Source organism: Priestia endophytica, assembly GCF_026790145.1.
Lineage (GTDB): Bacteria > Bacillota > Bacilli > Bacillales > Bacillaceae_H > Bacillus_I > Bacillus_I endophytica_A.
The window spans coordinates 1-23,347 of sequence record NZ_JALAMS010000001.1 but is presented as its reverse complement, the minus strand read 5'-3'; the positions used below and the strand labels follow the sequence as shown (position 1 = coordinate 23,347).

The following is a 23,347-nucleotide window of genomic DNA, read 5'->3' as shown; positions in this document are numbered from 1 at the left end:
AATAAGATGATAATTGTCTGAAAAAACAGATACCAAAAAGGAGCCTGTCGTCCCAATGGATACTTATCCAAAATTGTTCGTTGAATGTGGAGAACCTTTCACACAAGGAGCATATATATATGTAGATCAGTTTGAAATTTTATTTGGTAGAGTTGGAGCAAACTCAAAACCTGATATTGCTTTTTCGAATGCTTTCGTTTCAAGAAGACATTTCGCTATTCAGTATAGCAATGGACAAGCTTCCATCGTTGATTTGAACAGCAAGCATGGAACAAAGGTAAATGGTCGTTCTTTAACTCCACACTTACCTTTTACATTAAAGCATGGTGATATCATTTCAGCTGCAAATGAAACAGTAGTTTTACATTTTTCTTCATTAGATCTGGATCAAACGCTTGATTTCCAACCTATTTCACATGAAATGATTCAATGTAATGGTCCTTCTTTACCTTTTACAATGGATGAAATCAAACAAACTGTCACATATAAAAAACAAACATGTACACTTTCCGACAAGGAATTTCTTTTCTTCCATAAGCTTGCTCATTCTTTAAATGAGTTTGTTTTAAAAACAGATATTAAAAAAGAGGTATGGCCTGAGCGTGAACTTTTAGAGGACGGAGTCCCTGATGTTCATGCAGAAGAGCTAAATGCCCTTGTTTATCGAATGAGAAGAAAACTTCATAGTGATTTCACGATTGAAGTTATCCGTGGTAAAGGATATATTCTTCATCTAAATGAATAGCCTGTTTATACCATTGAAAAGGATAAGAGCGAACCATTTTCTCTTTTCCTTTCCAATGGTATAATTTTATTTCCCTCATTTTTTCTCACCCTCAATTTCTTTTGTTTCTAATTTTTTCTCTAACTGCTCAATTCGTTCATTTAATTTTAAATTTTGATGCTCAAGCTGTTCTGTTGCTTTTGAAGAAAAATATGAATCAGTTTCCCACCAGTCCATTCCCATTTCTTTCGCTTTATCAACTGAAGCAACTACAAGCCTAATTTTAATTGTTAAAAGTTGAACATCTGTCAAACCAACTTTAATGTCTCCTGCGATTACAACCCCTTTATCTAGAATTGTTTCTAATACATCTACAATTGTAGCTGAATTTGATGAATGTTCCATTGTTCACACTCCTTTGCTACATTAAGTTACCAAGAGGGCCTAAATTAATGTTTAGATCTTCTTCATCAAGATCAAATATCTCTTTTAGTTCTTCCATTTTCATTTCTAAGTTCATAAGGGCTGTTCCAAGCTTCTCAATTTCCTCATCTGTCAAAGCCCCCCCTTCAACACGACGCATCGCATGTCGTTCAACAAGCTGCCTAATGAGCTCTACTAATGTAAGAACAAGTTGTGCTAAACCTTGCTCGGCATTTTCGGGATCAAGCTCAATCCTCCCCTTGTCTTGCTTAAGTGCTCCCATATTCTTCTGCACTCCCTTCAATTGTATTTGTTGATAAAGTCATCATTTTTTCAACGGCTACAACGAGGACACGTAAATCTAAATACACAAGATCAATATCGGCAATCGAAATAACGAGTTCACCTCGGAGTGCGATTCCTTTATCTAAAATAACGTCAAGAATATCAAGTAATGTTACTTCCTGATGTCTATCTTCCACAGTTACTTCTTCATTCACTTCCCATCACTCTCCTTCTACTTTAGCGAAATAGTAGCAAGGCCATGGTCCTGTTGCTTCAAGCTGTAATCCGTACGTCTTATATTTTTCTCCTAACTTTTCGACTTCATCTAAAAAGCGTTTTACATTACCTTCTTTAATAAGATAAACACTGTTCCAGCTCATCTCATCTTGTCGGCCTGTTACCTTTTGATTCCAATTCTTTTTAATTCCTGACTTACTTGTTAAAGCACTTAGCTCTTCATGAATTTCTTTTGAAAGCCTCTTTTTCTCTTGTAATAAACGCTCTAACTTCTTACGTTCAAAATATTGTCTTCCTTTTGATAGTGATTTAATTTCCTCACTTTTTATTTTTATATCTTTATTATTTTCTTCAACATATGGCTTTAACTGTTTTTCATCGCTATATATTTTTAGCGTCCACTCTTCTTTTCCTACAAGATCCTTAAAAAGCTTAGAAAGTTCTTTTTTTACTGAACTCATCTTCTCTTGCACATTTTCTTTTAAATACTTTGTTCTTCTTCTGTTCAAGGTTTTACGTTTTTTCATTTTTCTTAGGGCAAAGGCTGTGGTGATTCCTAATCCAGAAATTAAACTGCTAATCCACAGCGTCTTTCTCGTAATCAACTTGTTTATCACTCCTTAACTAAAGTGATTTATAGGTTATGTACACGCCATGGACCAAAACTAAACAGGTATTCAGTTCCAATTTTTTCTTAATGTTTTTTTCCCCAAAAAAAGAAACAGGCAAATTGCCTGCTTCTATGCGTATTTCGTTCCTTCTTCTTCTTTTCGGAAAAAGCTTTTCATTGCATGAAAAACGTCTGCTTTTTGTTTTAAAATAAAGTGGCGGAACTTTGGATCATTCATGTTTCGGTAAGCACTCATAAGCGTTGAATGACGGTTATATTGATTCACTTCTCCATACCCAAACATGTTAGACACTTTCATAAGCTCTTCAACAAGTTTCACACAGCGAGCGTTATCAGATGTTAAATTATCTCCATCTGAAAAATGAAACGGATAAATGTTATATCGCTCTGGCGAGTATTTACCATTTACAAGCTCAAGAGCTTTTCGGTAAGCACTGGAACAAATCGTTCCACCGCTTTCTCCTTTTGAGAAGAATTCTTCTTCTGTAACAACTTTAGCTTCTGTATGATGAGCAATAAATTCAATATCTACAGTTTCATACTTTGTACGTAAGAAACGAGCCATCCAAAAGAAAAAGCTTCGGGCCATATATTTCTCCCATATTCCCATCGAACCACTTGTATCCATCATTGCAAGTACAACTGCTTTGGATTCTCGTTTTTGAACCTCATTCCACGTTTTAAATTTTAAGTCTTCTGGATAAATCGGATGGAATTTTGGCTTTCCTGTCATTGCATTTCGCTTATAAGCAGAAAGCATTGTTCTTTTTTTATCGATGTTGCCCATAAGACCTGTTCGACGGATATCATTAAATTCAATATGTTCAATTGTAACTTCGTCATTTTCTTTACGTTTTAAGTTCGGAAGCTCAAGCTGTGAAAACAATGCCTCTTCAAGCTCTAAAATGGATACTTCTGCTTCATAATAGTCATTTCCTGCTTGATCTCCTGCTCCTTTCCCTTTTCCTGCACCTTTTTGCCCTTGCCCACCTGAGCCATCTCTTGCTACTACATCTCCGACTTTGCTTTTGCCATTTCCTTGACCAACGTGTTTGTTCTTATCGTAGTTATAGCGAATACGATATTCGTCAAGAGAACGAATCGGGATTTTCACAACGTCACGACCATTAGACATAATAATGTTTTCCTCTGAGATTAAATCTGGAAGATTGTTTTTGATAGCTTCTTGAATCTTTTCCTGATGTCTTTTTTGGTCGTCGTAGCCTTTTCGGTGGAGGGACCAGTTTTCCTGTGAGATCGCAAAACTTTGCTTATCTTCTTTTTTCATTTTGTACCCTCCTTACATGTTTAGAAAAACTTGGCTAACTCAGAAAAATATCTGGTTAGCCATTGATCACAATATTCACAATTTCTAGTTCAACAGCATATAATATGCTGACTTCCTCTCTCTTAAAGTGTTTATTACTCTATACTATGCAAAGCCACCCTAAAATTGACAAACTTTTTAGATAATTACCTTTCTATTTGGACAACCTTTTTGCGATGAAAAGAAAACCCCCACTTATCGCTAAACAGTGGGGGTATAAGCGTACTACCTGTTCAAAAGGCTACCAACGTAACGGAGTAGATCATTTGCTGACGTCGAATTGTATCCATGCTCATCAATTAAGCGTGCGACAACTTCATTAATTTTCTTCAACTGCTGCTCATCAGGAGTTTTCGATGAAGTTGTAATTTTCACCACGTCTTTTAAATCTGCAAAAAGTTTCTTTTGAATTGCTTCACGAAGACGTTCATGAGAATTGTAGTCAAAACGTTTTCCTTTGCGAGCATAGGCAGAAATACGAATGAGAATCTCTTCACGGAACGCTTTTTTCGCATTTTCTGAAATTCCAATTTGTTCTTCAATCGAGCGCATAAGCTTTTCATCTGGACTCATTTCTTCTCCTGTTAACGGATCACGAAGCTTATTTTTATTGCAGTAAGCTTCAACATTATCAAGATAGTTATCCATTAACGTTTTTGCAGATTCTTCATAAGAGTAGACAAAAGCTTTTTGAACTTCTTTTTTCGCGATGTTGTCATACTCTTTACGAGCAAGTGAAATATAGTTTAAGTAACGCTCTCTATCTTCATTGGTGATTGAGGCATGCTGTGCAAGCCCTTCTTTTAATGAACGAAGTACATCAAGAGCATTAATTGTAGACATCTCTTTTCGAATAATTGTAGAAGATATGCGGTTAATAACATAACGTGGATCAATACCGCTCATGCCTTCATCAGCATGCTCTGCTTTTAATTCCTCTACATCAGCTTCATTATAGCCTTCAACCGATTGACCATCATAAAGGCGCATCTTCTTCACTAGATCAATATCGCCTTTTTTCGGCTCTTTTAAGCGCGTTAGAATCGTAAACATTGAAGCAACTTTTAATGTATGTGGAGCAATGTGAATGTCAGATACATCACTTTCGCTAATCATTTTTTCATAAATTTTCTCTTCTTCTGTTGCCTTGAGATTATATGGAACAGGCATAACGATAATGCGGGAATGCAATGCTTCATTCTTCTTATTTGCAATAAATGAGCGATACTCTGTTTCATTTGTATGAGCCACAATAAGTTCATCAGCGCTAATTAATGCAAAGCGCCCTGCTTTGAAGTTTCCTTCTTGCGTTAATGATAAAAGATGCCAAAGGAACTTCTCATCACACTTTAACATCTCCTGAAACTCCATCATTCCTCGATTTGCTTTATTTAATTCTCCATCAAATCGGTATGCACGTGGATCTGATTCAGATCCATACTCTGCGATAGTTGAAAAATCAATGCTTCCTGTTAAATCTGCAATGTCCTGAGATTTCGGATCTGATGGACTGAATGTTCCAATTCCTGTTCGCTTATCTTCTGAGAAGAAAATACGTTCAACAATTACGTCTTCAATGCGTCCATCATAATCTTGTTCAACGCGCATTGTATTTAACGGTGATAAGTTTCCTTCGATACGAATGCCATACTCATTGAAGAAATCGTCACGAAGGTGATGTGGAATTAAATGAAGCGGATCTTCGTGCATCGGGCATCCTTTGATCGCATACACTGCACCTTCATCTGTTAAAGAATATTGCTCAAGTCCTCTTTTAAGCATTGTTACAAGCGTTGATTTACCGCCACTAACAGGTCCCATGAGAAGTAAAATACGCTTTCTTACGTCAAGACGTTTTGCCGCTGGATGAAAGTATTCTTCAACTAAACGCTCAAGCGAATCCTCAAGACCAAATAAACTTTCACTAAAAAAGTTATATTTCTTCTTTCCATTCACTTTTTCTGTTCCTGCGCTTTTAATCATGTTATAAACGCGAGCATGTGCTGATTGAGCAATCCAAGGGTTTTCCTTTACCATCTCTAAATACTCACCAAACGTACCTTCCCACTTTAAGCGCTGTTCTTCTTCTCTATACTGTTCCACCTTTTTTAATATATCCATTAACAGGACCTCCTCCTACCGTCAATGCTAGAAAACGAGATTAATACACTCTATGCACCAAAAATCTTGAACATGCTCTTTAAATACATAATTGCTGAATTTTGTCCATAACTACATTCACAGAAAGCGCTTCATTCGTTATAATGGGCTTAAGAAAGGAGATGTCAAACAATGCATACATTGATTATGATTGGTGTCAGCTTAGCTTTCTTATCAGCTATCTTTACAGCAGGTTATAACGACAAACAGACTGTTAAACGAAAATAGAAGCGTGTTTTTAACATATGAGAGACAAGGAAAAACATTCCCTTGTCTTTTTCTTTTTTTGTGATTAATCACCAGCGGAAGTTGCCCAAATTAAAAAAGAAAGCAAAATCTTTAAAACTAAGATTTTGCTTTCTCTAGTCTACTGATTAATATTCATTAAAGTATTTTTGAATTTTCTCTTTATTCTCCGTTTTTGTTAAAGAGAGCATAAGTAAAATTCGTGCCTTCTGAGGATTTAAGGAATTAGCAGAAATATAGTCTTTAGGTGTTACAATTCCATTTCCTGTGCGAGAAGATCTAACAACCTCTACGCCAGCATCTTCCGTTTCCTTCGCAGCTTCGTCTGCTACTTCTGACATTGATCCATTTCCTGAACCTGCATAAACAATTCCTTTCGAACCTGCATCAACCGCTGCTTTGAATAAATAATTTCCTTCATTTTGGTGCCCATACAAAATATCAACTTGCGGAAGCTTTTCGATTGTTGAAATATCAAAGTCTGTTTCAGTTGTATGCTTACGCGTAATCGTATTATTAAAGTAAATATCATCAGCAATTGTACCTAAATAGCCCATTTCTTCAGCTTTAAACGTATCTGGAGCCGTAGTATTTGTTTTTGTCACATAGCGAGCAGAAGCAATACGGTCGTTCAAAACAACCATTGTCCCTTTTCCTCGTGCTTCTTTACTTGAAGCTACCTTCACAGCATTGTATAAATTTAAAGGTCCATCTGCACTTATTGCTGTTGCAGGTCGCATTGCTCCTACTACAACGACAGGCTTGTCACTTTTTACAACAAGATTTAAAAAGTAGGCCGTTTCCTCCAATGTATCTGTACCATGGGTAATGACAATTCCATCTACATTATCTGAAGCAAGAAGCTCGTTTACTCGTTTTCCTAATTTTAAAAGAATCTCATTTGTTACATCAGCACTGCCTATATTGACAACTTGTTCACCATCCACATTAGCAATCTCCTTCATTTCAGGAACGGCTTTAATAAGTTCATCAACTCCAACTTCCCCAGCTTTATAGTCTGTTGTAGAAGTATTCGACTCTCCTCCCCCTGCAATAGTACCCCCAGTTGCTAAAATTTGAACGTTTGGAAGTCTGTTATTTTCTCCAGCTTTTGTGTCTTTTACCTCTTCATTCGATTCTGAAGAAGATACCTTTACACTGCTATCTTCTTGACCTTCCTCTTGAGCTGTTGTTCCACATCCAACAAGAAACATAAAAGGCAAAACAAAAGCCAATAATTTATTTCTGAATTTTTTGTTAATTTTCAATAAAATCTCTCCCTTTTTTTGTTTACTGTTTACTATAATTAATGACATTATAAAAGTAGACAATAAGGGATTCACCATTTATGTCAGATAAGATAACTATAAAAGCAAAATATTTTTGTTCATGTTATATAAAGCTACATAAAGATGAAAACCATTCACATATGTAGGTATTATCCAAATATTTACTTTTACTTTCTTTTATACTACCATTATCAATAATGATAATGGTAAAGGAGATAGTACTCATGAAGAAAAAAGCAGACTTACTGCTTCACCCTGTAAGGATGAGAATTGTTCAAGCTCTTGTTGAAGAAAACATGACAGCTTATGGGCTAATTTATAAACTAAAAGACGTTCCACAAGCTACAATGTACCGACAGCTCCAGACTTTGCTCAAAGAAGAGCTCATTCAAGTGATTGAAGAAAAAATGGTTAAAGGATCTGTTGAAAAAGTATATGGGGCAGTAAAAAGTGTTGTTAATATCTCTAGAGAAGAATTCCAAGCTTATTCAAATGAAGAACATCTGCGTTTCTTTTTGACATATCTTACGCATCTTTTAACAGAAGTACAAAATTATTTATTAAATGAAAACAAAACGACAGATTTTGGCTACGGATTTACACCTTTTCATTTAACAAAAGAAGAGAAAAAAGATTTTTTCGTCCGTTATAAAGCTTTAATGGAAGAATTCTCTTCTAAAGCACCTCATGAAGATCGAACAAAACTTACGTTAGCAACTGTATTTATACCAACTACAGAATAGGAGTGTGTAAAGAATGCAAGTAAGACAAATCCAAAAAAGAGATATTGGCGGAATTGAATTATATTATGAACATTCTTATATAAAAGAAGAACAGCCAACACTTATATTTGAATCTGGCTATGGATGTCCTTCAGTCTATTGGGATTCTATTAAAGATAAAGTAAGTGAATTTGCAAATTGCTTTTTCTATGACCGTGCAGGAATTGGAGAAAGTACGTATGATGGACGTCCACAGCACAGCAAACAATGCGTAGAAAATCTGCGCCTTCTTCTACAAAAAGCTAATATCCAACCTCCCTATATTCTTATTGGTCATTCTTTTGGAGGAGCAAATGTGAGATTATTTTCTCATACATATCCCGAAGAAATAGAAGCAGTGATTCTCTTAGATTCTTGTCATGAAGATCAAAATAGAGTAATGGCTCCTTTGTTTAGTGAAGAAGTACAAGAAGGATATTTTGGACAGTTCTCTGCAGAAGGAAGTGAAGCCTCTTTAGAAGAATTCGAAGAAAGTCTAGAACAAATTCGCAATTGCCATTCTTTAGAAGGTATCCCACTCATTGTAGCAAGTGCAAGCTTACCTTCCTATCATACAGAAGCCTCTTTTGCAGCATGGGATTTGTTTCAGCGAGACCTTACTCGCCTTTCTGTAAATAGTGAAAGAAGGATTATCCAAAATGCAGGGCATGGCCTTCATATTGATCAGCCTGAAGCCATTGTTCAGCTTATTCAAAACGTTGTAGAAAAGCTAAAAAAATAACCCTAGCTAGAGGCTAGGGTTATTTTTATTTTAAATGAGCAAAATTTTGTTGACGAAGCGCTTCATACACAAGAATAGCTGCCGTATTTGATAAGTTCAATGCTCGAACTTTATCATTCATTGGCAAGCGTAAGCATTTGTCAGCATATTTTTCTTGAATATAGTCTGGCAGACCATTTGTTTCACGACCAAATACAAAGAAATAGTCTTTGTCAGGTTGATCAAACCCGTACTTCATATAGTTTTGGTCACCGAACTTTGTAATAAAATAAAAATCGCCGTCTTTATTTTTCTCAAATAGTTCGTCAAGTGAATCATAATAAACAACTTTTACGTGCTGCCAATAATCAAGTCCTGCTCTTTTTAACATTTTATCGTCTGTTGAAAATCCTAATGGACGAATTAAGTGTAATGTTGTATCTGTTGCTGCGCATGTACGAGCAATGTTTCCAGTGTTAGCCGGAATTTCTGGTTGATATAAAACAACGTTTAATCCCACAATTGTCACCTCTACAAAAAAATCTATCCATCATTATACCACTAAAGGTTATGAATTAATATGAAAAAAAGCGTATTTAATATTTGGCGTATAAGCCGTTGAGTCTGTATAGTCCCAATAACGCATTCTGCTGTCATACGTGTTAGCATTCACAAGTGGCATACCATTTAAATCCCGGTTTACAACAATTGTTGTATGATTCCACTTGCGATCGCCTTCAAAATCATAGCAAATAACGTCACCTGGAATAAGTTGTTCGGCACTTCCTACTTCTTTCGCACCAAGTCCTCCACTTTTCAGCAAGCGATGAAAGGCATTAGCAACAGACCAGCTGTAGCTCCATGAATCATTTTGCATCCACCAGCCTTTAGAACGGTTTGGATACCCTCTCATCGAGATTCCACCTTCGTGAAGGCATTGAGAAATATAGTTTGTGCAGTTTACTTCAAATGTATGATACTTCGGATTTCGCTCCTGCCACCAAAGCTCAGCATATTGAATAGCTTGCAAACGATTATATGTTCCGCGGGTATCAACTTCTTCAAACTTCAAGTCTGCTTTGCTTTTCGTTTCTTTAATAAATGGATTATGCTCTTCATCTTTTACAAGCGTATCTTTAAAAAACTGAGCACTGCGTTTTTCCACATTTTCTTCCATGTAAAAGAAGTCGCCTTGCTTAATAAAAGACTTCAAATGAACGTTGTATTCGACAAACGTTTCTTCTCCTTCTTCTCGATAAGAAGAAACTGCCCCTTTTGCCTGACACTTAACAATCATTGCTCCCCTTTTTTCTAGCGAAGCCTTCTTCCGTTCACATTGGTCTTCAATAAGGGTCCAGAAATCATTACGTATCTCTCCATTTGCATAACTTGCCGCCCTTGCTTCTGTTAAGAGCTGAAGAATATATCGTTTGGTTTTCATAAGCTTTATCACCCCTTAAAAGCTTATGATGGAAAAAGGCTAACTATTTACAAGGCGTAACCCTTTCTTAATTTCTTCAATAACTTCTTCCTCTTTTTCTTTTAAAAGAGCCTTTTCTAATTCACTTACTGCTTCATTTGTTCCGATTTTCCCTAGTGCCCATGCTGCCGTTCCTCTAATAACAGGGCGCACATCTGCCTTTAAAAGCTTTATTAACTCTGGCACTGCTGTTTCGTCTTTAAAATGAGCAAGTGCAATAATGGCATTACGTTGGATTGGTTTCTTTCCTCTCCATGAACCTGAAACATGCCCATATTTCTCTTTAAATTCGCGATTGCTCATTTGAAGAAGTGGTTTTAACTTTGGTTTAGCAATTTCAGGATCTGGTTCTAATTCAGCATGAAGATGAAAATCTTTTCCCTTATTTTCAGGACAAACCGTCTGGCATGTGTCACACCCATACAAGCGATTGCCAATTTTCGTCCGAAATTCATCTGGTAAAAATCCTTTTGTTTGGGTAAGGAACGCAATACAGCGATTTGAATTCAACTGTCCACCTTGCACAAGAGCACCTGTTGGACAAACATCAATACATTTATTACACGTGCCACAGCCATCTTCAACAGGTTGATCTGGTTCAAATGGAAGAGTTGTAATCATCTCTCCAAGATAAACATAGGAACCAAATTCAGGGGTAATAATGGCGCAGTTCTTTCCGCTCCAGCCAATCCCCGCTCGCTCAGCAACAGCACGATCTGAAAGCTCTCCTGTATCAACCATTGATTTCAATCGTGCACTCGGTACTTTTTCTGTAATAAACGCTTCTAATTTATTAAGACGATCGCGAAGTACGTTATGATAATCATGCCCCCATGAAGCACGACAAAAAATACCGCGACGATCTTCCTTCGTTCCGCGCGGAGCGTCTTTCATTTTCGATGGATAAGCAATGGCAATTGCAATAATAGACTTCGCTTCTTCTAATAAAAGGTCTGGATTTGTTCTTTTTTCTAAATCCTTCTCTTCAAATCCAGATTCATAGCCAAGCTCTCTATGACGTTCAAGCCGGTTCTTTAACGTTTGAAATGTTGAAGCACTCGCAAAGCCGATTTTATCGATACCAATTTCTTTACTATAAGCAATAACTTCTTCTTTAAGTTGATTAATATCCATCCCAATCCTCCTTTCTGTTTAAGACTTAATTTTGGTAGTTTTCTTTTCTACCCTTTATACTAAAGGAAATGAACTGAAAAAGGAGATGGAATCCAATGGAAATCAAACTTTCTAATACACTTATTGAGAAAGTTCCTGGTTTTAAAGTAGGTGTTATCCAATACAACAACATCGAAATTGGGGAGTCACCCCAAATGCTACGTGGAAGACTTCAGTTATTCCAAGAATCAATTCATTTTGATTTACAAGATAAAAATGTCACAGACTTCGATGGAATTAAAGAATGGCGCCAAGTGTTTAAAACGGTTGGAACTGATCCGAGCCGCTATCGTCCTTCAATTGAGGCATTGTACAGACGTATCAAAAAACATACATACCTACAGCCTGTCCATTCTGGAGTAGACTTAAATAATTTCTTCTCCTTAGAATATCAAGTACCAATAGGTCTCTATGATCTCGATGCCTTAGAAGGCGATATTCTTATTACAATTGGCGATGAAAATGCTCATTACGAAGGGCTGAACGGACGGAATGTGACGTTTTCAAACAGTATTGTTTCGCTTGATAACCAAGGTGCTTTTGGCAGTCCTTATGTTGATTCTGTACGAACAAAAGTTACGGAAACAACAAAAAATGCTCTACAAATCGTCTATCTAAAACCTTCAACAGACCTTGATAATGCAGAACGATTACTTTCTTCTCTTCAGCAAATGTTTAATCAAATCCACGGTGGAGAAGGAAAAGCGCTGGTTATCGCTTAAAAACCAGCGCTTTTCTTTTAAAAATAATAAAAAACGCAATGCTTCGTTGATTATCAAACGAAACACTGCGTTGCACACGTAATTGATGGTTAGGTTATGTATTATTGGAGCGGGTGATGAGAATCGAACTCACGACATCAGCTTGGAAGGCTGAGGTTTTACCACTAAACTACACCCGCATGTCCTTTATTTTGTTTCTTAACTACCTGACAATTAATATTATATTAACTTTTTGTTAAGATTGCAAGAGTTTTTTATAAAGTTTTTTAAAAAACTTTACAAATGACATTTGAAGTGAGGTTGAATGATGGAAAAAGAAGTAGATGTTTTAATTGTCGGAAGTGGTCCAACAGGTCTTCTTGCAGCACATGCTCTTACAAAACAAAACATACATGTAATGATCGTCGAAAAAAAGCAAACACCCTCTCCTCTTTCAAAAGCACTTGCTATCCATGCAAGGACGATGGAAACATTTGATTTATTAGGCATTGTAGACCCCTTTCTTGAAAAAGGATGCAAAGCAACCGGAGCTCATATTCATTTAGGGAACAAAGAGCCTTTTACTGTGCACTTTTCTTCTTTAAAGTCGGCTTTTCCCTACATCTTTGTTCTTCCACAAGCTGAAACAGAAGAAATTTTAGAACATGAGCTTCCTTATAAGGTAGAGAGAAGAACAGAATTGATTTCCATAAAACAACACTACAATTACGTGTCATGTTTACTACAGGGCTCTGAAACTACATCTGTGAAAGCACGATACGTCCTTGCCTGTGATGGAGCCCACAGCTCAGTAAGGCGTTTTCTTGGCATTCCTTTTCGCGGAGAAAAAGAGGGAATTACGTTTTTTTTAGGTGATGTAACATTAGAAGGATTGAAAGAAGAGAAACGAGCAAACCTTTATGTAAATGAGCGAGGAATCGTTTTTATTGTTCCTATCTCTAGAAACGTAACAAGAGTGATCGTTGCTGATTTCTTAAAGCAAAACGAATTACATACAAGAGAGCTTTCACTTGATGAGCTAGAGGAAAGCGTAAATCGTATCATTTCTACCCCTTTATCATTACACAATCCAGTTTGGCTCAGTCGTTTTGGAACCTCTCATAAGCAAGTTCCTTCCTACCAACAGGACCATGTCTTTTTTGTAGGAGATGCTGCTCACATCCATAACCCTGCAGGTGGACAAGGAATGAACATTGGACTTCAGGATGCTATGAATATATCTTGGAAGCTATCTTTCGTATTAAGAGGCTTTTCCCCTCCCTCTCTTTTGCGAAGCTATGATGAAGAAAGAAGGCCAATTGGCAAAAGCGTTCTGCAATCTACATCATTTCTCATAAAAAGCGTTACAAGCCAGAATGAGCTTTTTTCATCTTTAAGAAATACACTTGCTCCTAAGTTGATAGAGAAAGACTTTATTGCTACAAAAATTTTAGAAAGGCTAAGCAACATTGGTTTTCATTATAAAAAATCCCAGCTCTCTAAAAAGATGCAAAGCCAATACTTACAGACAACAGGCTTAAAAAGTGGAGAAAGAATACAAGATTTCACCTTTTACAATCATGAAGGGGAGTGTCGCCTGTACGAAATTTTAAGAACACAAACATTTATCAGTCTCTTCTACTTAGATAGTTTACAAGAAAGTGATAAAATTCTGATTGACCGCTTTCATAAAGCACTTAACGTGCATTACCCTGAAGCAGTAAATTCTTTTGTTGTTTTAGGAAAAGCACCTGAATTATGTTCACTCCCCTATTTAGTTGATCATGATCAAACATTACGAAAGAACATCCATATGAGTCATAAGGACGTCCTCCTTCTTCGACCTGATGGATATGTTGCCTTTCATCAAAAAGAGCTAAATATACAAGAAGTTATTCATAAATTGAGCTATTGGCTCTTATCTAAAAAAGGTTAGGATTTTCTCCTAACCTTTTTTAATTAAAACGGAAATTGCTTTTGTTTACTATATTCCTCATCATAAGCATAAGAAGCACGCAGCACTAACTCATCTTGAAATCGGTTTCCGGCAATTTGAAGACCAATTGGTAACCCTGAGGCGGAGAAACCAATAGGAAGTGATGCTGCTGGAAATCCTGTTGTATTATATAAATGCGTTAACAACCAGTCTGAAATAGAACTGATTTTCTTACCGTTAATTTTATCAGGGCCAAGCAATCTGTAATCAAAAGCTGGAACAGCAAGCGTTGGAGATAAAATTAAATCATACGAGCCGAAAAAGTCTTGCATTTTATTCCAAATAGAGGTCCGGATTGGATCTAGATTTTTATATTGTACAGCATTTAATTTTGTTCCTTCCTCAATCATCGCTTTATAGGAAGCTGACACCCACTCTGGATTTTCATTTAAAAGAGGCCCGCTTCCAGCAGCTGCTGATGAATACCACATACTTGTGAAAAAGGTGATAAACTCCTCAAGGTTCATGCCGAAATCCATATCAATTTTCTCAACTGTACAACCAAGCTCTTCCCACTTTGACAACGTACTTTCAACAATATGAGCAACTTCCTTGTCCACTTCATAAAGACCAAAGTTTTCGGTATAAGCAATTCTAACTCCTTTTAAATTCCCTTTAAGTTTTTGACTTACCTCTTTATTATACACAGGTAACGAAAAAGGGTCTCTTGTGGAAGGTCCTTGTGTATTTTCTAAAAACAAGGCAGCATCTAATGGCGAATGACTCAAAACACCATGATTGGCAAATGGCGCTGTTGAACCAAAAGTATTTGCTGTGCTGTTTGTATTTGGAATAGCTCCGTATGTAGGCTTGAATCCGTATACTCCGCAAAAGCTGGCTGGAATACGAATAGATCCTCCCCCGTCATTTCCTTCTGCAATTGGTACAAGCCCAGCTCCAACGGCTGCAGCAGAGCCTCCGCTCGATCCTCCTGATGTTTTAGAAACGTCCCATGGATTTTTGGTTGCCCCAAACAATAGGTTGTCTGTTGTACCAATATGACCGAACTCAGGCGTGTTTGTTTTTCCAATCACAATAGCTCCGGCCCTTTTCAATCGTTCAACAATTACAGCATCTCGATCTGGAATATAGTTTTGAAAAGCAGGTGAACCAAACGTTGTACGAATTCCATTTGTTAAAGTTAAATCTTTTATAGCAATTGGAATGCCGTGAAAATCTCCTACATTTTCTTCTTTCATTAATCTTTCTTCCGCTTTCTTTGCTTCTTCTCTTGCATTTTCATTTAGTGTTACAAACGCATTAATTTTATCGTTATGATCTTCAATTCGTTTTAAAAAGTAATCTATTACTTCAACTGGAGAAAGTTTTTTCGCTTTCATTTGTGACACAAGCTCAGAAACACTAAATTGTTCTAACATAGCCCAACACCTTCTTTTTCTTATCTACTCGTCAGTGTACGAAATTTTTAAATACCGAGTCAACCAACTGTACTTCTTATCCAAAAAATCTTCTCAGCATTAGTTAAATTAACTAGCGACATTTCTAACTACTACGAAAAAACGCCTATTTCACGTTATATTTCCTTACATATCAATTTATTAATTTTTTCACAGATAGTATAAATAAAAAAAGATATCCTTTTCGTACATCTTTATTAAGTTTGAAGGTCAGCTAAAACTTATCACTAGAAGGAGGAACAATAATGAAATTATCTCAATTGAGAACAAGTGGTCATGCTCCATCATTATTTTCAGCTTTTTTATACTTTGACGTTAGTTTTATGATTTGGGTAATGCTCGGTGCATTAGGCGTTTATATTACAAATGATTTTGGACTTTCTCCAAGTGAAAAAGGCTTAATTGTCGCTATTCCTATTTTGGGAGGATCTATTTTCCGTATTCTTTTAGGAATGTTAACAGACCGAATTGGCCCAAGGAAAACAGCAATTATCGGCATGTGTGCAACACTAGTTCCGCTTGTGCTTGGATGGCAGTTTGGAAATACAGTGGGAGAGCTGTACATAATCGGGATTTTGCTTGGTGTTGCAGGTGCAAGCTTCTCTGTTGCTTTACCAATGGCAAGTCGTTGGTATCCACCACATCTTCAAGGACTTGCAATGGGGATTGCAGGAGCAGGAAATAGCGGAACCCTTCTAGCTACATTATTTGGTCCTCGCCTTGCTGAAATATATGGATGGCACGGTGTAATGGGAATGGCTATTATCCCTCTTTTACTTGTATTCTTAATCTTTATCTTTACAGCAAAAGACGCTCCTTCACAGCCTGCTCCACAACCTTTAAAAGAATATCTTAAAGTTTTTAAATATCGAGATACATGGTTTTTCTGTCTTCTCTATAGTGTAACATTTGGTGGATTTGTGGGCCTTACAAGCTTCTTAAGCATTTTCTTCGTTGATCAGTATGGGTTAAGTAAAGTTGCAGCAGGAGACTTTCTCACACTTTGCGTTGCAGCAGGAAGCTTCGTTCGCCCAATCGGTGGTTTTCTTTCTGATAAATTTGGTGGAGCTCGTATTCTTATGTGCTTATATATTGGAGCTGCTCTTTGTATGTTTGGTGTCGCACAACTCCCAGGGCTTGGGTTTGCGATTGCCATTTTATTCGTTGCTATGGCCTGTCTTGGCATGGGAAATGGCGCTGTATTCCAACTCGTTCCACAACGTTTTCAAAAGCAAATTGGTATGATTACCGGAATTGTTGGTGCTGCGGGCGGAATTGGAGGGTTTTTTGTTCCAAACTTACTCGGTACTTTAAAAAGCACGACAAATACGTATGCAACAGGTTTTATCGCCTTTTCGGCCATTATTCTCGTTGCTTTAACCGTTCTTGTTGTTGCCCAGCAAACGTGGAAAAGAACGTGGAATGCTCAAAATGAATCCGTTAAAATTTAAAAAGAAGCACTTTAAAGTGCTTCTTTAAGTGCTTCTTTTTACTGTTTTAGTCGAAATGTATAACGGCTTTCCTCTTGAAACGGCTTTTCGGGATAAAGAACAGCACTAGGGAAATTCCCGTGATGAATCGCATCAGGTAACTTCTGCAGTTCAATGCAAATAGCCCCATGTTTAAAGCCAGTCCTTCCTTCATTGATTCTCTCTTTTTCGGTTAATCCGTTGTTTGTATAAATTACAACAGCTGGCTCAGTTGTTGTTGCATAAAGTTCAACTGTCTTATTTTTATTTTTCAGCACAACTTCTCTGTCTTGGAGTAAAAACCCATGATCATATCCGCCTTCAATGTTAAGCTGGGGATCGTCTTTCGCGATGAAGTTTCCTATCTTGACATCCTCTCGAAAATCAAATGGTGTATTTTCTACATTGAGTAATGTTCCTGTTGGGATAACTTCCTCTGTTAATTCTGTAAACTTTTGCGAAGAAATTTTAAGTAGGTGATTCTCAATGCCTTCTTCAAAATGTTCAAGATTGAAATGAAAATGAAGGGATGGGGCAAAAAGAGTTGGTTTGTCTGTTTCTGCTTCTGTTTTAACAACTAGCGTCTCGCCTTCTAATTTATAAGTGACAGAAACGTCAACATTGCCAGGAAATCCACCATCCCCGTCTTTTGTTCGATATGTAAGAACAGCAAGAGTGTTTTCTTCGCTTATATCTACATCCCAAAACTTCGTCGCTAAGTTAGCAGATCCGCTATGCAAATTATGTTCTCCATCATTTTTTTCAAGCTTATATTCTTTTCCTTCGAGCGTAAATTCAGCATTTGCAATTCGTCCAATAATAGGACCAACAAAGCAATTCAAACAGTGCTTATCATCAAAATAACTATCAATATCAGCGTAGTTCATCACAACATTTTGACCGTTTTCCAATAAGATGTGCGTAATATAAGCACCATAGTTCATAAACTTAACCGTTAGATTTTCATTTTTTAACGTATATTCTCGAATGTTCTCTTTCATTATAAACCCCTTTCCTTTATAACATCTAGTTTAAGTTAAAACGACGTATCTTATAAAATAAAAACCGTACCTTTTCCTAATTGTAGTGAAACTTCCAATTACTATCTCCGTCTTATTAGTACAAATATTGAGGAAACAAAAGGAGGAACAACAATGGCTAACCTATTGTTTAGTATTCTTGAAGGAGTCTTAACCTCTGTCCCGTCACGCAGAAGTAAGCTTATTAATACTAAATTTAAAAGGCTAAAAAAAGAGAAATGGTTTCAAGAAATAGTGAACAGATATGGAATACTATTTCAAAAGAATACAGAAGTAAGAAACTTTATTGAAAGAACGAATATTGAAGAAGTATTAAAAGATCCTCTCCAAACAGAACTTTTTCAACTTCAATTAGAAAAAGTATTAGTGAAAGAAAACTTTTAAAAGAATAACCATCATTTATCATCTTATAAAGGAGTCAAATCGTTGGGGAACAATTTTGTAAAAAGCGCCGTTGAAGTATTAGCAAAAGGCTTTAATATACATCCACTCAAAGAAAATGCGCTTCTTTTTAAATATATGGAAGAGCTATGTTGTAAAGAGAATACCTTATACCTACTTGATGACCTAGAGGCTGTTGCAGAAGCAATCAGAGAACATGATGCTTATCTTCTTATCGATCTTATCTCTCTATATGATTGTAAAGCAGCACAGCAGCTAGATGTTTTAGTTTTGGAAGATTAAGAATAAAATCAAGAGACGGAAGAGCATAGCTCTTCCGTCTCTTGATTTTTATTCATTTATTTTAGTGCCTCCGCAAGTTCTGTAAAAATAATACCTAAAGCATGTGCTCCTGCATCAGGATGACCTAAGCTTCTTTCTCCAACAGTACCAGCCCGTCCCATTCGAGCCACGATTTCTTTTGTCTTCTCAGCTCCGTTTACAGCCGCTTCTGCTCCTTTATGGAAGGCTGTCTTCATATCTTCACCATGCTCTGCACACTCTTTCCAAGCATCGGCACATGGTATAAGCGCATCTATGAGCGTTTTATCGCCAACTTCTGCTCCTCTACCAAATGAACGCTCTCCAATGTCTTGTATTCCCTCTACAACAGCTTGAAGCATGTTAGAAAACTCTTGCACTGTTAATTCACGTTTCTCTCCTACAGACTTACCTGCCGCTCTAAAAGCACCCCCCCAGATTGGACCAGAAGCTCCTCCACAATGTTCCATAATAACCATTGAACTGCTATCTAAAAAACTACCTATGTTTAATGACTCTTCATTGATAATTGTTTTCCACTCACGCTTTAACTGTCTAAACCCTTTAGCAACACTTATCCCAAAATCACCGTCACCTGCATGAGAATCTAACTTACAAAAAGCTAACTCGTTTTTAATAATCACTTCACTCATTTTATCAACAAGATAAATCATATTTCCTAACGAAATTACATCGTCTTTCACAACACGATACTCTTCTTCTGTCTCTACTTCAAAATGGACTGGCCCTGCTACTTCTTCTTCCTCAACACTTGCATACTCTACTTGCTGAACAGGTCCATCTACTTTAAATGCTGGTGCATCTGATTTATTAGAAAGCAATGTTTTTAATTCATCGTCCAATTTCATAATAGATAGTGACACACCAGCCATATCAATGCTTGTCATGTAATTTCCAACAAAAGTTCGGTTAACTTTTATATTTCGATTAGAGAACTCTCTTGCTACTGCATTGTTAAAAAGATAAAGCTCCTGCAATGGCGTTCCACCGAATCCATTTACTAATACTGCTATCTCTTCACCTTCTACGTTTAAATCTTTTAGTAAATCACGCACCATACGTTCTGCTAACTCATCAGCACTTGCAATTTTTTCTCGTTTAATGCCTGGCTCTCCATGAATCCCTACACCATACTCCATTTCATCCTCATCAATCTCAAACGTTGGAGAACCGCTTGCAGGTAATGTACAAGATGTAAGAGCAACTCCTATACTACGCACATTTTTCACTGCCTTTCCCGCAATGGCCTTCACTTCTAACAAGTCTTTCCCTTCTTCAGCTGCAGCACCAGCAATTTTATGTACAAGCACAACACCAGCTACGCCACGGCGACCAACTGTATATAGACTGTCTTCTACCGCAATATCATCATCAACACGAACATATTCAACATTAATGCCGTCTTCTGAAGCTAAGTGAGCTCCGTTCTTAAAGTTCATAATATCTCCGCTATAGTTCTTAATGATTAGTAGTGTGCCTTTTTTACCCTCTGTTGCTTTAATAGCTTGATAGACTTGAATTTGAGAAGGAGAAGCAAACATATCTCCACATACCGCTGCATCTAACATACCTTTTCCAACCAGTCCCGCATGTGATGGTTCATGACCGCTTCCACCACCGCTAATTAATGTCACTTTGTTGTTGTTCATTTCTTTTTTCTTAATCACTTTATATTTCTTTAGAAGCTCAAGCTCTGGATGAGCCATTACAATTCCATTGCACATTTCCATAACAACATCTTCAGGATTATTAATGATTTTCTTCACTTCATTTTCCTCCTTAAACTATTCCTTATGTAGTTTCAAGAATTAATGCTTGAGGTGAGTATACGTAGATTCCATCTTTATTACACCTTTGTTACTTTTCATGTTAGAGTGAATACGCTTTATTGTAAATGATAAATGTTTTTACTTTAACGTCTCTTATCATTTTGATAATAAATATAGACGACATAAGTAAGTTATCAAAGAAAATCTGTTAAAGAAGGTTTATGAATAAGAGGAAATCTATTAAAAGGTTGAATACCTCACCAAATGTTTCTCGGCTCCTCACTTTTCCTTACCAAAAAAGCAGGAATTGCTCCTGCTTTCAATGTTCATAAATCATTTTTCGTGTCATTCCACCGTCTACAACAAGGTTTGTCCCTGTTACGAAATCATTGTCAGGATGTGTTAGATATAAACAAGCTTTTGCAATATCACTTGGTTTTCCTACTCGTTGTGATGGATGTTGAGTATGATCAATATCGCGCAGTGATTCATAATCATCTGTTTCAATCCATCCTGGTGAAATGGCATTAACAGTAATTTTATCCTCACTAAAGGAAATCGCTAATGCATGCGTTAAGGCCACAATTCCACCTTTTGTTGCCGCATATCCTTCTGTATGTGGTTCTGACATTGCCGCTCTTGTTGAGGCCATATTCACAATAGAGCCACCCATATCATTTTTCTTCATTTCCTTTGCTGCTTCTCTGGAACATAAAAATACGCTTCGTAAGTTTGTATTAATTATGTCATCCCATTCTTCAATGGGTAACTCATAAGGAGATTTCCATCTCGTAACGCCAGCGTTATTTATTAAAATATCAATCTTGCCATATGTACAAACAGCTTCTGTCATTAAGTTGATAATGTCCTTTTCATTTCTTACATCTGTTTTAATAAACGTTGCTTCGCCTCCGGCTTGACGAATTTGTTTTTCATGCTCTCTTCCTGCTTCTTCATCAAAATCAGCTATTATAACGTTTGCTCCTTTTGCTGCATATTGCTTTGATACTTCTTTCCCAATTCCATTTGCCGCTCCTGTTACAACAACAATCCTTCCATTAAAGGACATAATACTCCACTCCATTTACATATTGATATGTCTTTCATACCCGCCACTATGCGAGACAAACTCCTCATTCGAAACCTTTGCAGAAGTTTTTTTTAACCACTTTTATAATTTCCATACTTCTCCTTTATATTCATGATATTTAAATTATGGATTTTTGAAAAATGCTTCAAAGACTTCCTCTTGCAAGAATTTACTCTTACTAATTTCTATGAGAATTTTCTACTTCATTTCATTGATACCATTCAAAGCACACAATTATACATACACAATTCAAGCTTATTTTATCATGTTAAACAAAAACAAAAAAAGACCTCAACATAATCGTTGAAGTCTTGATTTCACTACAATGTATGATACCGGTGGTCGGGTTCGAACCGACACTCCAGAGGAACACGATTTTGAGTCGTGCGCGTCTGCCAATTCCGCCACACCGGCATATAAAAAACAAATCTGCTAGAAATAGCAGATACAAAAAAAGGCGGCAACCGGATTTGAACCGGTGATAAAGGTTTTGCAGACCTCTGCCTTACCACTTGGCTATGCCGCCGTCTTAAAGTAGATGGAGCGGAAGACGGGATTCGAACCCGCGACCCCCACCTTGGCAAGGTGGTGTTCTACCACTGAACTACTTCCGCATATTGGCTGGGCTAGCTGGATTCGAACCAACGCATGACGGAGTCAAAGTCCGTTGCCTTACCGCTTGGCTATAGCCCATTTATATGATGCTTGAAAGCATAATATGTATTTTATATGTAAACTAAATGGGGCGATTGATGGGAATCGAACCCACGAGTGCCAGAGCCACAATCTGGTGCGTTAACCACTTCGCCACAACCGCCATTTTAATTTGGCAGGGGCAGTAGGAATCGAACCCACACCGGAGGTTTTGGAGACCTCTGTTCTACCTTTAAACTATGCCCCTGTAAGAAATGGTGGAGGGGGACGGATTCGAACCGCCGAACCCAGAGGGAGCAGATTTACAGTCTGCCGCGTTTAGCCACTTCGCTACCCCTCCATCTTCATTGTCAAACATGATAAATGGTGGCTCAGGACGGAATCGAACCGCCGACACATGGATTTTCAGTCCATTGCTCTACCAACTGAGCTACTGAGCCGTATGCAATTTTGAATTTTAAAATAATGGCGGTCCCGACGGGAATCGAACCCGCGATCTCCTGCGTGACAGGCAGGCATGTTAACCGCTACACCACGGGACCTTTTGGTTGCGGGGGCAGGATTTGAACCTACGACCTTCGGGTTATGAGCCCGACGAGCTACCAGACTGCTCCACCCCGCGATATGTTGTTTAAATGGTGGAGGATGACGGGCTCGAACCGCCGACCCTCTGCTTGTAAGGCAGATGCTCTCCCAGCTGAGCTAATCCTCCACGAAAACAGTAGTCTATGTAATATAGTAATAATGGTGACCCGTACGGGATTCGAACCCGTGTTACCGCCGTGAAAGGGCGGTGTCTTAACCGCTTGACCAACGGGCCATAAGTAGAGTAGTGGCGGAGAGCAAGGGATTCGAACCCTTGAGACAACGTTAGCCGCCTACACGATTTCCAATCGTGCTCCTTCGACCACTCGGACAGCTCTCCAAATGGCTCCACAGGTAGGATTCGAACCTACGACCGATCGGTTAACAGCCGATAGCTCTACCACTGAGCTACTGTGGAATATGGTTAGCCTGGCAACGTCCTACT

22 protein-coding genes and 15 tRNA genes are annotated in these 23,347 nt (G+C 37.6%); 8 read left to right on the top strand and 29 right to left on the bottom strand.

Translation table 11 applies throughout. The features are described 5' to 3' along the window. Window positions 1-55 precede the first annotated feature (55 nt). On the top strand, window positions 56-745 hold the full coding sequence (locus tag MOC86_RS00185; RefSeq protein ID WP_234962016.1) for an FHA domain-containing protein: 690 nt from the start codon (window positions 56-58) through the stop codon (window positions 743-745). A gap of 75 nt (window positions 746-820) precedes the next feature. On the opposite strand, the gene MOC86_RS00180 is transcribed toward MOC86_RS00185, so the two are convergent. From MOC86_RS00180 to MOC86_RS00150, 7 genes are all read right to left on the bottom strand, one after another. Then, the gene (locus tag MOC86_RS00180; RefSeq protein ID WP_268582244.1) at window positions 821-1,129 is read right to left on the bottom strand and encodes a gas vesicle protein; all 309 of its coding nucleotides are present in this window, start codon (window positions 1,127-1,129) and stop codon (window positions 821-823) included. 16 nt (window positions 1,130-1,145) lie between these two features. Next, window positions 1,146-1,430: a gas vesicle protein K gene (locus MOC86_RS00175; protein WP_268582243.1), complete on the bottom strand. Its 285-nt coding sequence runs from the start codon at window positions 1,428-1,430 to the stop codon at window positions 1,146-1,148. Then, on the bottom strand, window positions 1,417-1,647 hold the full coding sequence (locus MOC86_RS00170; protein ID WP_243514819.1) for a gas vesicle protein: 231 nt from the start codon (window positions 1,645-1,647) through the stop codon (window positions 1,417-1,419). The genes MOC86_RS00175 and MOC86_RS00170 overlap by 14 nt, the downstream gene beginning before the upstream one ends. A 6-nt stretch (window positions 1,648-1,653) precedes the next feature. Next, window positions 1,654-2,274, bottom strand: a complete 621-nt coding sequence (locus tag MOC86_RS00165; RefSeq protein WP_268582242.1) for a GvpL/GvpF family gas vesicle protein — start codon at window positions 2,272-2,274, stop codon at window positions 1,654-1,656. A gap of 135 nt (window positions 2,275-2,409) precedes the next feature. Beyond that, on the bottom strand, window positions 2,410-3,588 hold the full coding sequence (yhbH, locus tag MOC86_RS00160) for a sporulation protein YhbH (RefSeq protein WP_268582241.1): 1,179 nt from the start codon (window positions 3,586-3,588) through the stop codon (window positions 2,410-2,412). A gap of 264 nt (window positions 3,589-3,852) precedes the next feature. Beyond that, window positions 3,853-5,748: a PrkA family serine protein kinase gene (locus MOC86_RS00155; RefSeq protein ID WP_197232551.1), complete on the bottom strand. Its 1,896-nt coding sequence runs from the start codon at window positions 5,746-5,748 to the stop codon at window positions 3,853-3,855. A 413-nt stretch (window positions 5,749-6,161) separates the two neighbouring features. Next, entirely contained in the window at window positions 6,162-7,247 is a 1,086-nt protein-coding gene (locus MOC86_RS00150) for a type II asparaginase (RefSeq protein ID WP_268582836.1), read from the bottom strand. A gap of 299 nt (window positions 7,248-7,546) precedes the next feature. On the opposite strand from MOC86_RS00150, the gene MOC86_RS00145 reads away from it, so the two are divergent. Next, the gene (locus tag MOC86_RS00145) at window positions 7,547-8,065 is read left to right on the top strand and encodes a helix-turn-helix domain-containing protein (protein WP_268582240.1); all 519 of its coding nucleotides are present in this window, start codon (window positions 7,547-7,549) and stop codon (window positions 8,063-8,065) included. Window positions 8,066-8,078: 13 nt separating this feature from the next. Then, window positions 8,079-8,825, top strand: coding sequence for an alpha/beta fold hydrolase (locus MOC86_RS00140; RefSeq protein ID WP_268582239.1), 747 nt, complete (start codon window positions 8,079-8,081; stop codon window positions 8,823-8,825). 25 nt (window positions 8,826-8,850) lie between these two features. Here MOC86_RS00140 and trmL read toward each other — a convergent pair whose 3' ends face one another. From trmL to queG, 3 genes are read right to left on the bottom strand one after another with little or no spacing between them, the layout of a single operon-like run. After that, window positions 8,851-9,324 (bottom strand): tRNA (uridine(34)/cytosine(34)/5-carboxymethylaminomethyluridine(34)-2'-O)-methyltransferase TrmL, encoded by a 474-nt coding sequence (trmL, locus tag MOC86_RS00135; RefSeq protein WP_019393994.1) that lies wholly within the window; start codon window positions 9,322-9,324, stop codon window positions 8,851-8,853. A 48-nt stretch (window positions 9,325-9,372) separates the two neighbouring features. Continuing rightward, window positions 9,373-10,245 carry an amidase domain-containing protein gene (locus MOC86_RS00130; protein WP_268582238.1) on the bottom strand — a complete coding sequence of 291 codons (873 nt, stop codon included), beginning with the start codon at window positions 10,243-10,245 and terminating at the stop codon, window positions 9,373-9,375. 39 nt (window positions 10,246-10,284) lie between these two features. Next, on the bottom strand, window positions 10,285-11,418 hold the full coding sequence (gene queG / locus MOC86_RS00125) for a tRNA epoxyqueuosine(34) reductase QueG (protein WP_268582237.1): 1,134 nt from the start codon (window positions 11,416-11,418) through the stop codon (window positions 10,285-10,287). A gap of 95 nt (window positions 11,419-11,513) precedes the next feature. Between queG and MOC86_RS00120 the strand changes: the two genes are divergently transcribed. Continuing rightward, window positions 11,514-12,179 (top strand): B3/4 domain-containing protein, encoded by a 666-nt coding sequence (locus tag MOC86_RS00120; protein ID WP_268582236.1) that lies wholly within the window; start codon window positions 11,514-11,516, stop codon window positions 12,177-12,179. A 105-nt stretch (window positions 12,180-12,284) separates the two neighbouring features. On the opposite strand, the gene MOC86_RS00115 is transcribed toward MOC86_RS00120, so the two are convergent. Continuing rightward, window positions 12,285-12,358, bottom strand: a tRNA-Gly gene (locus MOC86_RS00115). Window positions 12,359-12,486: 128 nt separating this feature from the next. Between MOC86_RS00115 and MOC86_RS00110 the strand changes: the two genes are divergently transcribed. Continuing rightward, window positions 12,487-14,094 (top strand): FAD-dependent monooxygenase, encoded by a 1,608-nt coding sequence (locus MOC86_RS00110; RefSeq protein WP_268582235.1) that lies wholly within the window; start codon window positions 12,487-12,489, stop codon window positions 14,092-14,094. A 23-nt stretch (window positions 14,095-14,117) separates the two neighbouring features. Here MOC86_RS00110 and MOC86_RS00105 read toward each other — a convergent pair whose 3' ends face one another. Continuing rightward, the gene (locus MOC86_RS00105; protein ID WP_268582234.1) at window positions 14,118-15,533 is read right to left on the bottom strand and encodes an amidase; all 1,416 of its coding nucleotides are present in this window, start codon (window positions 15,531-15,533) and stop codon (window positions 14,118-14,120) included. Window positions 15,534-15,817: 284 nt separating this feature from the next. Between MOC86_RS00105 and MOC86_RS00100 the strand changes: the two genes are divergently transcribed. Then, window positions 15,818-17,023: an MFS transporter gene (locus tag MOC86_RS00100; RefSeq protein ID WP_268582233.1), complete on the top strand. Its 1,206-nt coding sequence runs from the start codon at window positions 15,818-15,820 to the stop codon at window positions 17,021-17,023. A 38-nt stretch (window positions 17,024-17,061) separates the two neighbouring features. On the opposite strand, the gene MOC86_RS00095 is transcribed toward MOC86_RS00100, so the two are convergent. Further along, window positions 17,062-18,042, bottom strand: coding sequence for an aldose epimerase family protein (locus MOC86_RS00095; protein ID WP_268582232.1), 981 nt, complete (start codon window positions 18,040-18,042; stop codon window positions 17,062-17,064). A 153-nt stretch (window positions 18,043-18,195) separates the two neighbouring features. On the opposite strand from MOC86_RS00095, the gene MOC86_RS00090 reads away from it, so the two are divergent. Together MOC86_RS00090 and MOC86_RS00085 are read left to right on the top strand one after the other, a co-directional pair. Further along, window positions 18,196-18,465, top strand: coding sequence for a hypothetical protein (locus tag MOC86_RS00090; RefSeq protein ID WP_268582231.1), 270 nt, complete (start codon window positions 18,196-18,198; stop codon window positions 18,463-18,465). A gap of 42 nt (window positions 18,466-18,507) precedes the next feature. Beyond that, window positions 18,508-18,765 (top strand): hypothetical protein, encoded by a 258-nt coding sequence (locus MOC86_RS00085; RefSeq protein WP_268582230.1) that lies wholly within the window; start codon window positions 18,508-18,510, stop codon window positions 18,763-18,765. A 56-nt stretch (window positions 18,766-18,821) separates the two neighbouring features. Here the strand turns inward: MOC86_RS00085 and dhaK are convergent, their stop codons facing one another. From dhaK to MOC86_RS00005, 16 genes are all read right to left on the bottom strand, one after another. Then, window positions 18,822-20,570, bottom strand: coding sequence for a dihydroxyacetone kinase subunit DhaK (gene dhaK, locus MOC86_RS00080; RefSeq protein ID WP_268582229.1), 1,749 nt, complete (start codon window positions 20,568-20,570; stop codon window positions 18,822-18,824). 322 nt (window positions 20,571-20,892) lie between these two features. After that, window positions 20,893-21,642 carry a glucose 1-dehydrogenase gene (locus MOC86_RS00075; protein WP_268582228.1) on the bottom strand — a complete coding sequence of 250 codons (750 nt, stop codon included), beginning with the start codon at window positions 21,640-21,642 and terminating at the stop codon, window positions 20,893-20,895. A gap of 354 nt (window positions 21,643-21,996) precedes the next feature. Then, window positions 21,997-22,077 (bottom strand) — tRNA-Leu (locus MOC86_RS00070). Between the two features lie 41 nt (window positions 22,078-22,118). Continuing rightward, a tRNA-Cys gene (locus tag MOC86_RS00065) sits at window positions 22,119-22,189 on the bottom strand. A gap of 13 nt (window positions 22,190-22,202) precedes the next feature. Next, window positions 22,203-22,277: transfer RNA gene (locus tag MOC86_RS00060), tRNA-Gly, on the bottom strand. A 4-nt stretch (window positions 22,278-22,281) separates the two neighbouring features. After that, window positions 22,282-22,356, bottom strand: a tRNA-Gln gene (locus MOC86_RS00055). Between the two features lie 48 nt (window positions 22,357-22,404). Next, window positions 22,405-22,480 (bottom strand) — tRNA-His (locus tag MOC86_RS00050). Between the two features lie 10 nt (window positions 22,481-22,490). Then, a tRNA-Trp gene (locus MOC86_RS00045) sits at window positions 22,491-22,564 on the bottom strand. A gap of 8 nt (window positions 22,565-22,572) precedes the next feature. Continuing rightward, a tRNA-Tyr gene (locus tag MOC86_RS00040) sits at window positions 22,573-22,657 on the bottom strand. Between the two features lie 24 nt (window positions 22,658-22,681). Next, window positions 22,682-22,757, bottom strand: a tRNA-Phe gene (locus MOC86_RS00035). 26 nt (window positions 22,758-22,783) lie between these two features. Next, window positions 22,784-22,859 (bottom strand) — tRNA-Asp (locus MOC86_RS00030). Window positions 22,860-22,862: 3 nt separating this feature from the next. After that, window positions 22,863-22,939 (bottom strand) — tRNA-Met (locus MOC86_RS00025). 14 nt (window positions 22,940-22,953) lie between these two features. Further along, window positions 22,954-23,029, bottom strand: a tRNA-Val gene (locus MOC86_RS00020). Window positions 23,030-23,062: 33 nt separating this feature from the next. Then, window positions 23,063-23,137: transfer RNA gene (locus MOC86_RS00015), tRNA-Glu, on the bottom strand. A gap of 13 nt (window positions 23,138-23,150) precedes the next feature. After that, a tRNA-Ser gene (locus MOC86_RS00010) sits at window positions 23,151-23,242 on the bottom strand. 3 nt (window positions 23,243-23,245) lie between these two features. Beyond that, window positions 23,246-23,320: transfer RNA gene (locus MOC86_RS00005), tRNA-Asn, on the bottom strand. Between the last annotated feature and the right edge of the window lie 27 nt (window positions 23,321-23,347).

Excerpts from the sequence above, each read along its gene's own strand:
- MOC86_RS00175 (WP_268582243.1), bottom strand. The coding sequence starts at position 1,430 with ATGGGAGCACTTAAGCAAGACAAGGGGAGGATTGAGCTTGATCCCGAA.
- MOC86_RS00180 (WP_268582244.1), bottom strand. The coding sequence starts at position 1,129 with ATGGAACATTCATCAAATTCAGCTACAATTGTAGATGTATTAGAAACA.
- queG (WP_268582237.1), bottom strand. The coding sequence starts at position 11,418 with ATGGATATTAATCAACTTAAAGAAGAAGTTATTGCTTATAGTAAAGAA.
- MOC86_RS00095 (WP_268582232.1), bottom strand. The coding sequence starts at position 18,042 with ATGAAAGAGAACATTCGAGAATATACGTTAAAAAATGAAAATCTAACG.
- MOC86_RS00100 (WP_268582233.1), top strand. The coding sequence starts at position 15,818 with ATGAAATTATCTCAATTGAGAACAAGTGGTCATGCTCCATCATTATTT.
- MOC86_RS00150 (WP_268582836.1), bottom strand. The coding sequence starts at position 7,247 with ATGTTTCTTGTTGGATGTGGAACAACAGCTCAAGAGGAAGGTCAAGAA.
- yhbH (WP_268582241.1), bottom strand. The coding sequence starts at position 3,588 with ATGAAAAAAGAAGATAAGCAAAGTTTTGCGATCTCACAGGAAAACTGG.
- MOC86_RS00075 (WP_268582228.1), bottom strand. The coding sequence starts at position 21,642 with ATGTCCTTTAATGGAAGGATTGTTGTTGTAACAGGAGCGGCAAATGGA.
- MOC86_RS00185 (WP_234962016.1), top strand. The coding sequence starts at position 56 with ATGGATACTTATCCAAAATTGTTCGTTGAATGTGGAGAACCTTTCACA.
- MOC86_RS00140 (WP_268582239.1), top strand. The coding sequence starts at position 8,079 with ATGCAAGTAAGACAAATCCAAAAAAGAGATATTGGCGGAATTGAATTA.
- MOC86_RS00130 (WP_268582238.1), bottom strand. The coding sequence starts at position 10,245 with ATGAAAACCAAACGATATATTCTTCAGCTCTTAACAGAAGCAAGGGCG.
- MOC86_RS00155 (WP_197232551.1), bottom strand. The coding sequence starts at position 5,748 with ATGGATATATTAAAAAAGGTGGAACAGTATAGAGAAGAAGAACAGCGC.
- MOC86_RS00090 (WP_268582231.1), top strand. The coding sequence starts at position 18,196 with ATGGCTAACCTATTGTTTAGTATTCTTGAAGGAGTCTTAACCTCTGTC.
- MOC86_RS00120 (WP_268582236.1), top strand. The coding sequence starts at position 11,514 with ATGGAAATCAAACTTTCTAATACACTTATTGAGAAAGTTCCTGGTTTT.
- MOC86_RS00105 (WP_268582234.1), bottom strand. The coding sequence starts at position 15,533 with ATGTTAGAACAATTTAGTGTTTCTGAGCTTGTGTCACAAATGAAAGCG.
- MOC86_RS00145 (WP_268582240.1), top strand. The coding sequence starts at position 7,547 with ATGAAGAAAAAAGCAGACTTACTGCTTCACCCTGTAAGGATGAGAATT.
- MOC86_RS00110 (WP_268582235.1), top strand. The coding sequence starts at position 12,487 with ATGGAAAAAGAAGTAGATGTTTTAATTGTCGGAAGTGGTCCAACAGGT.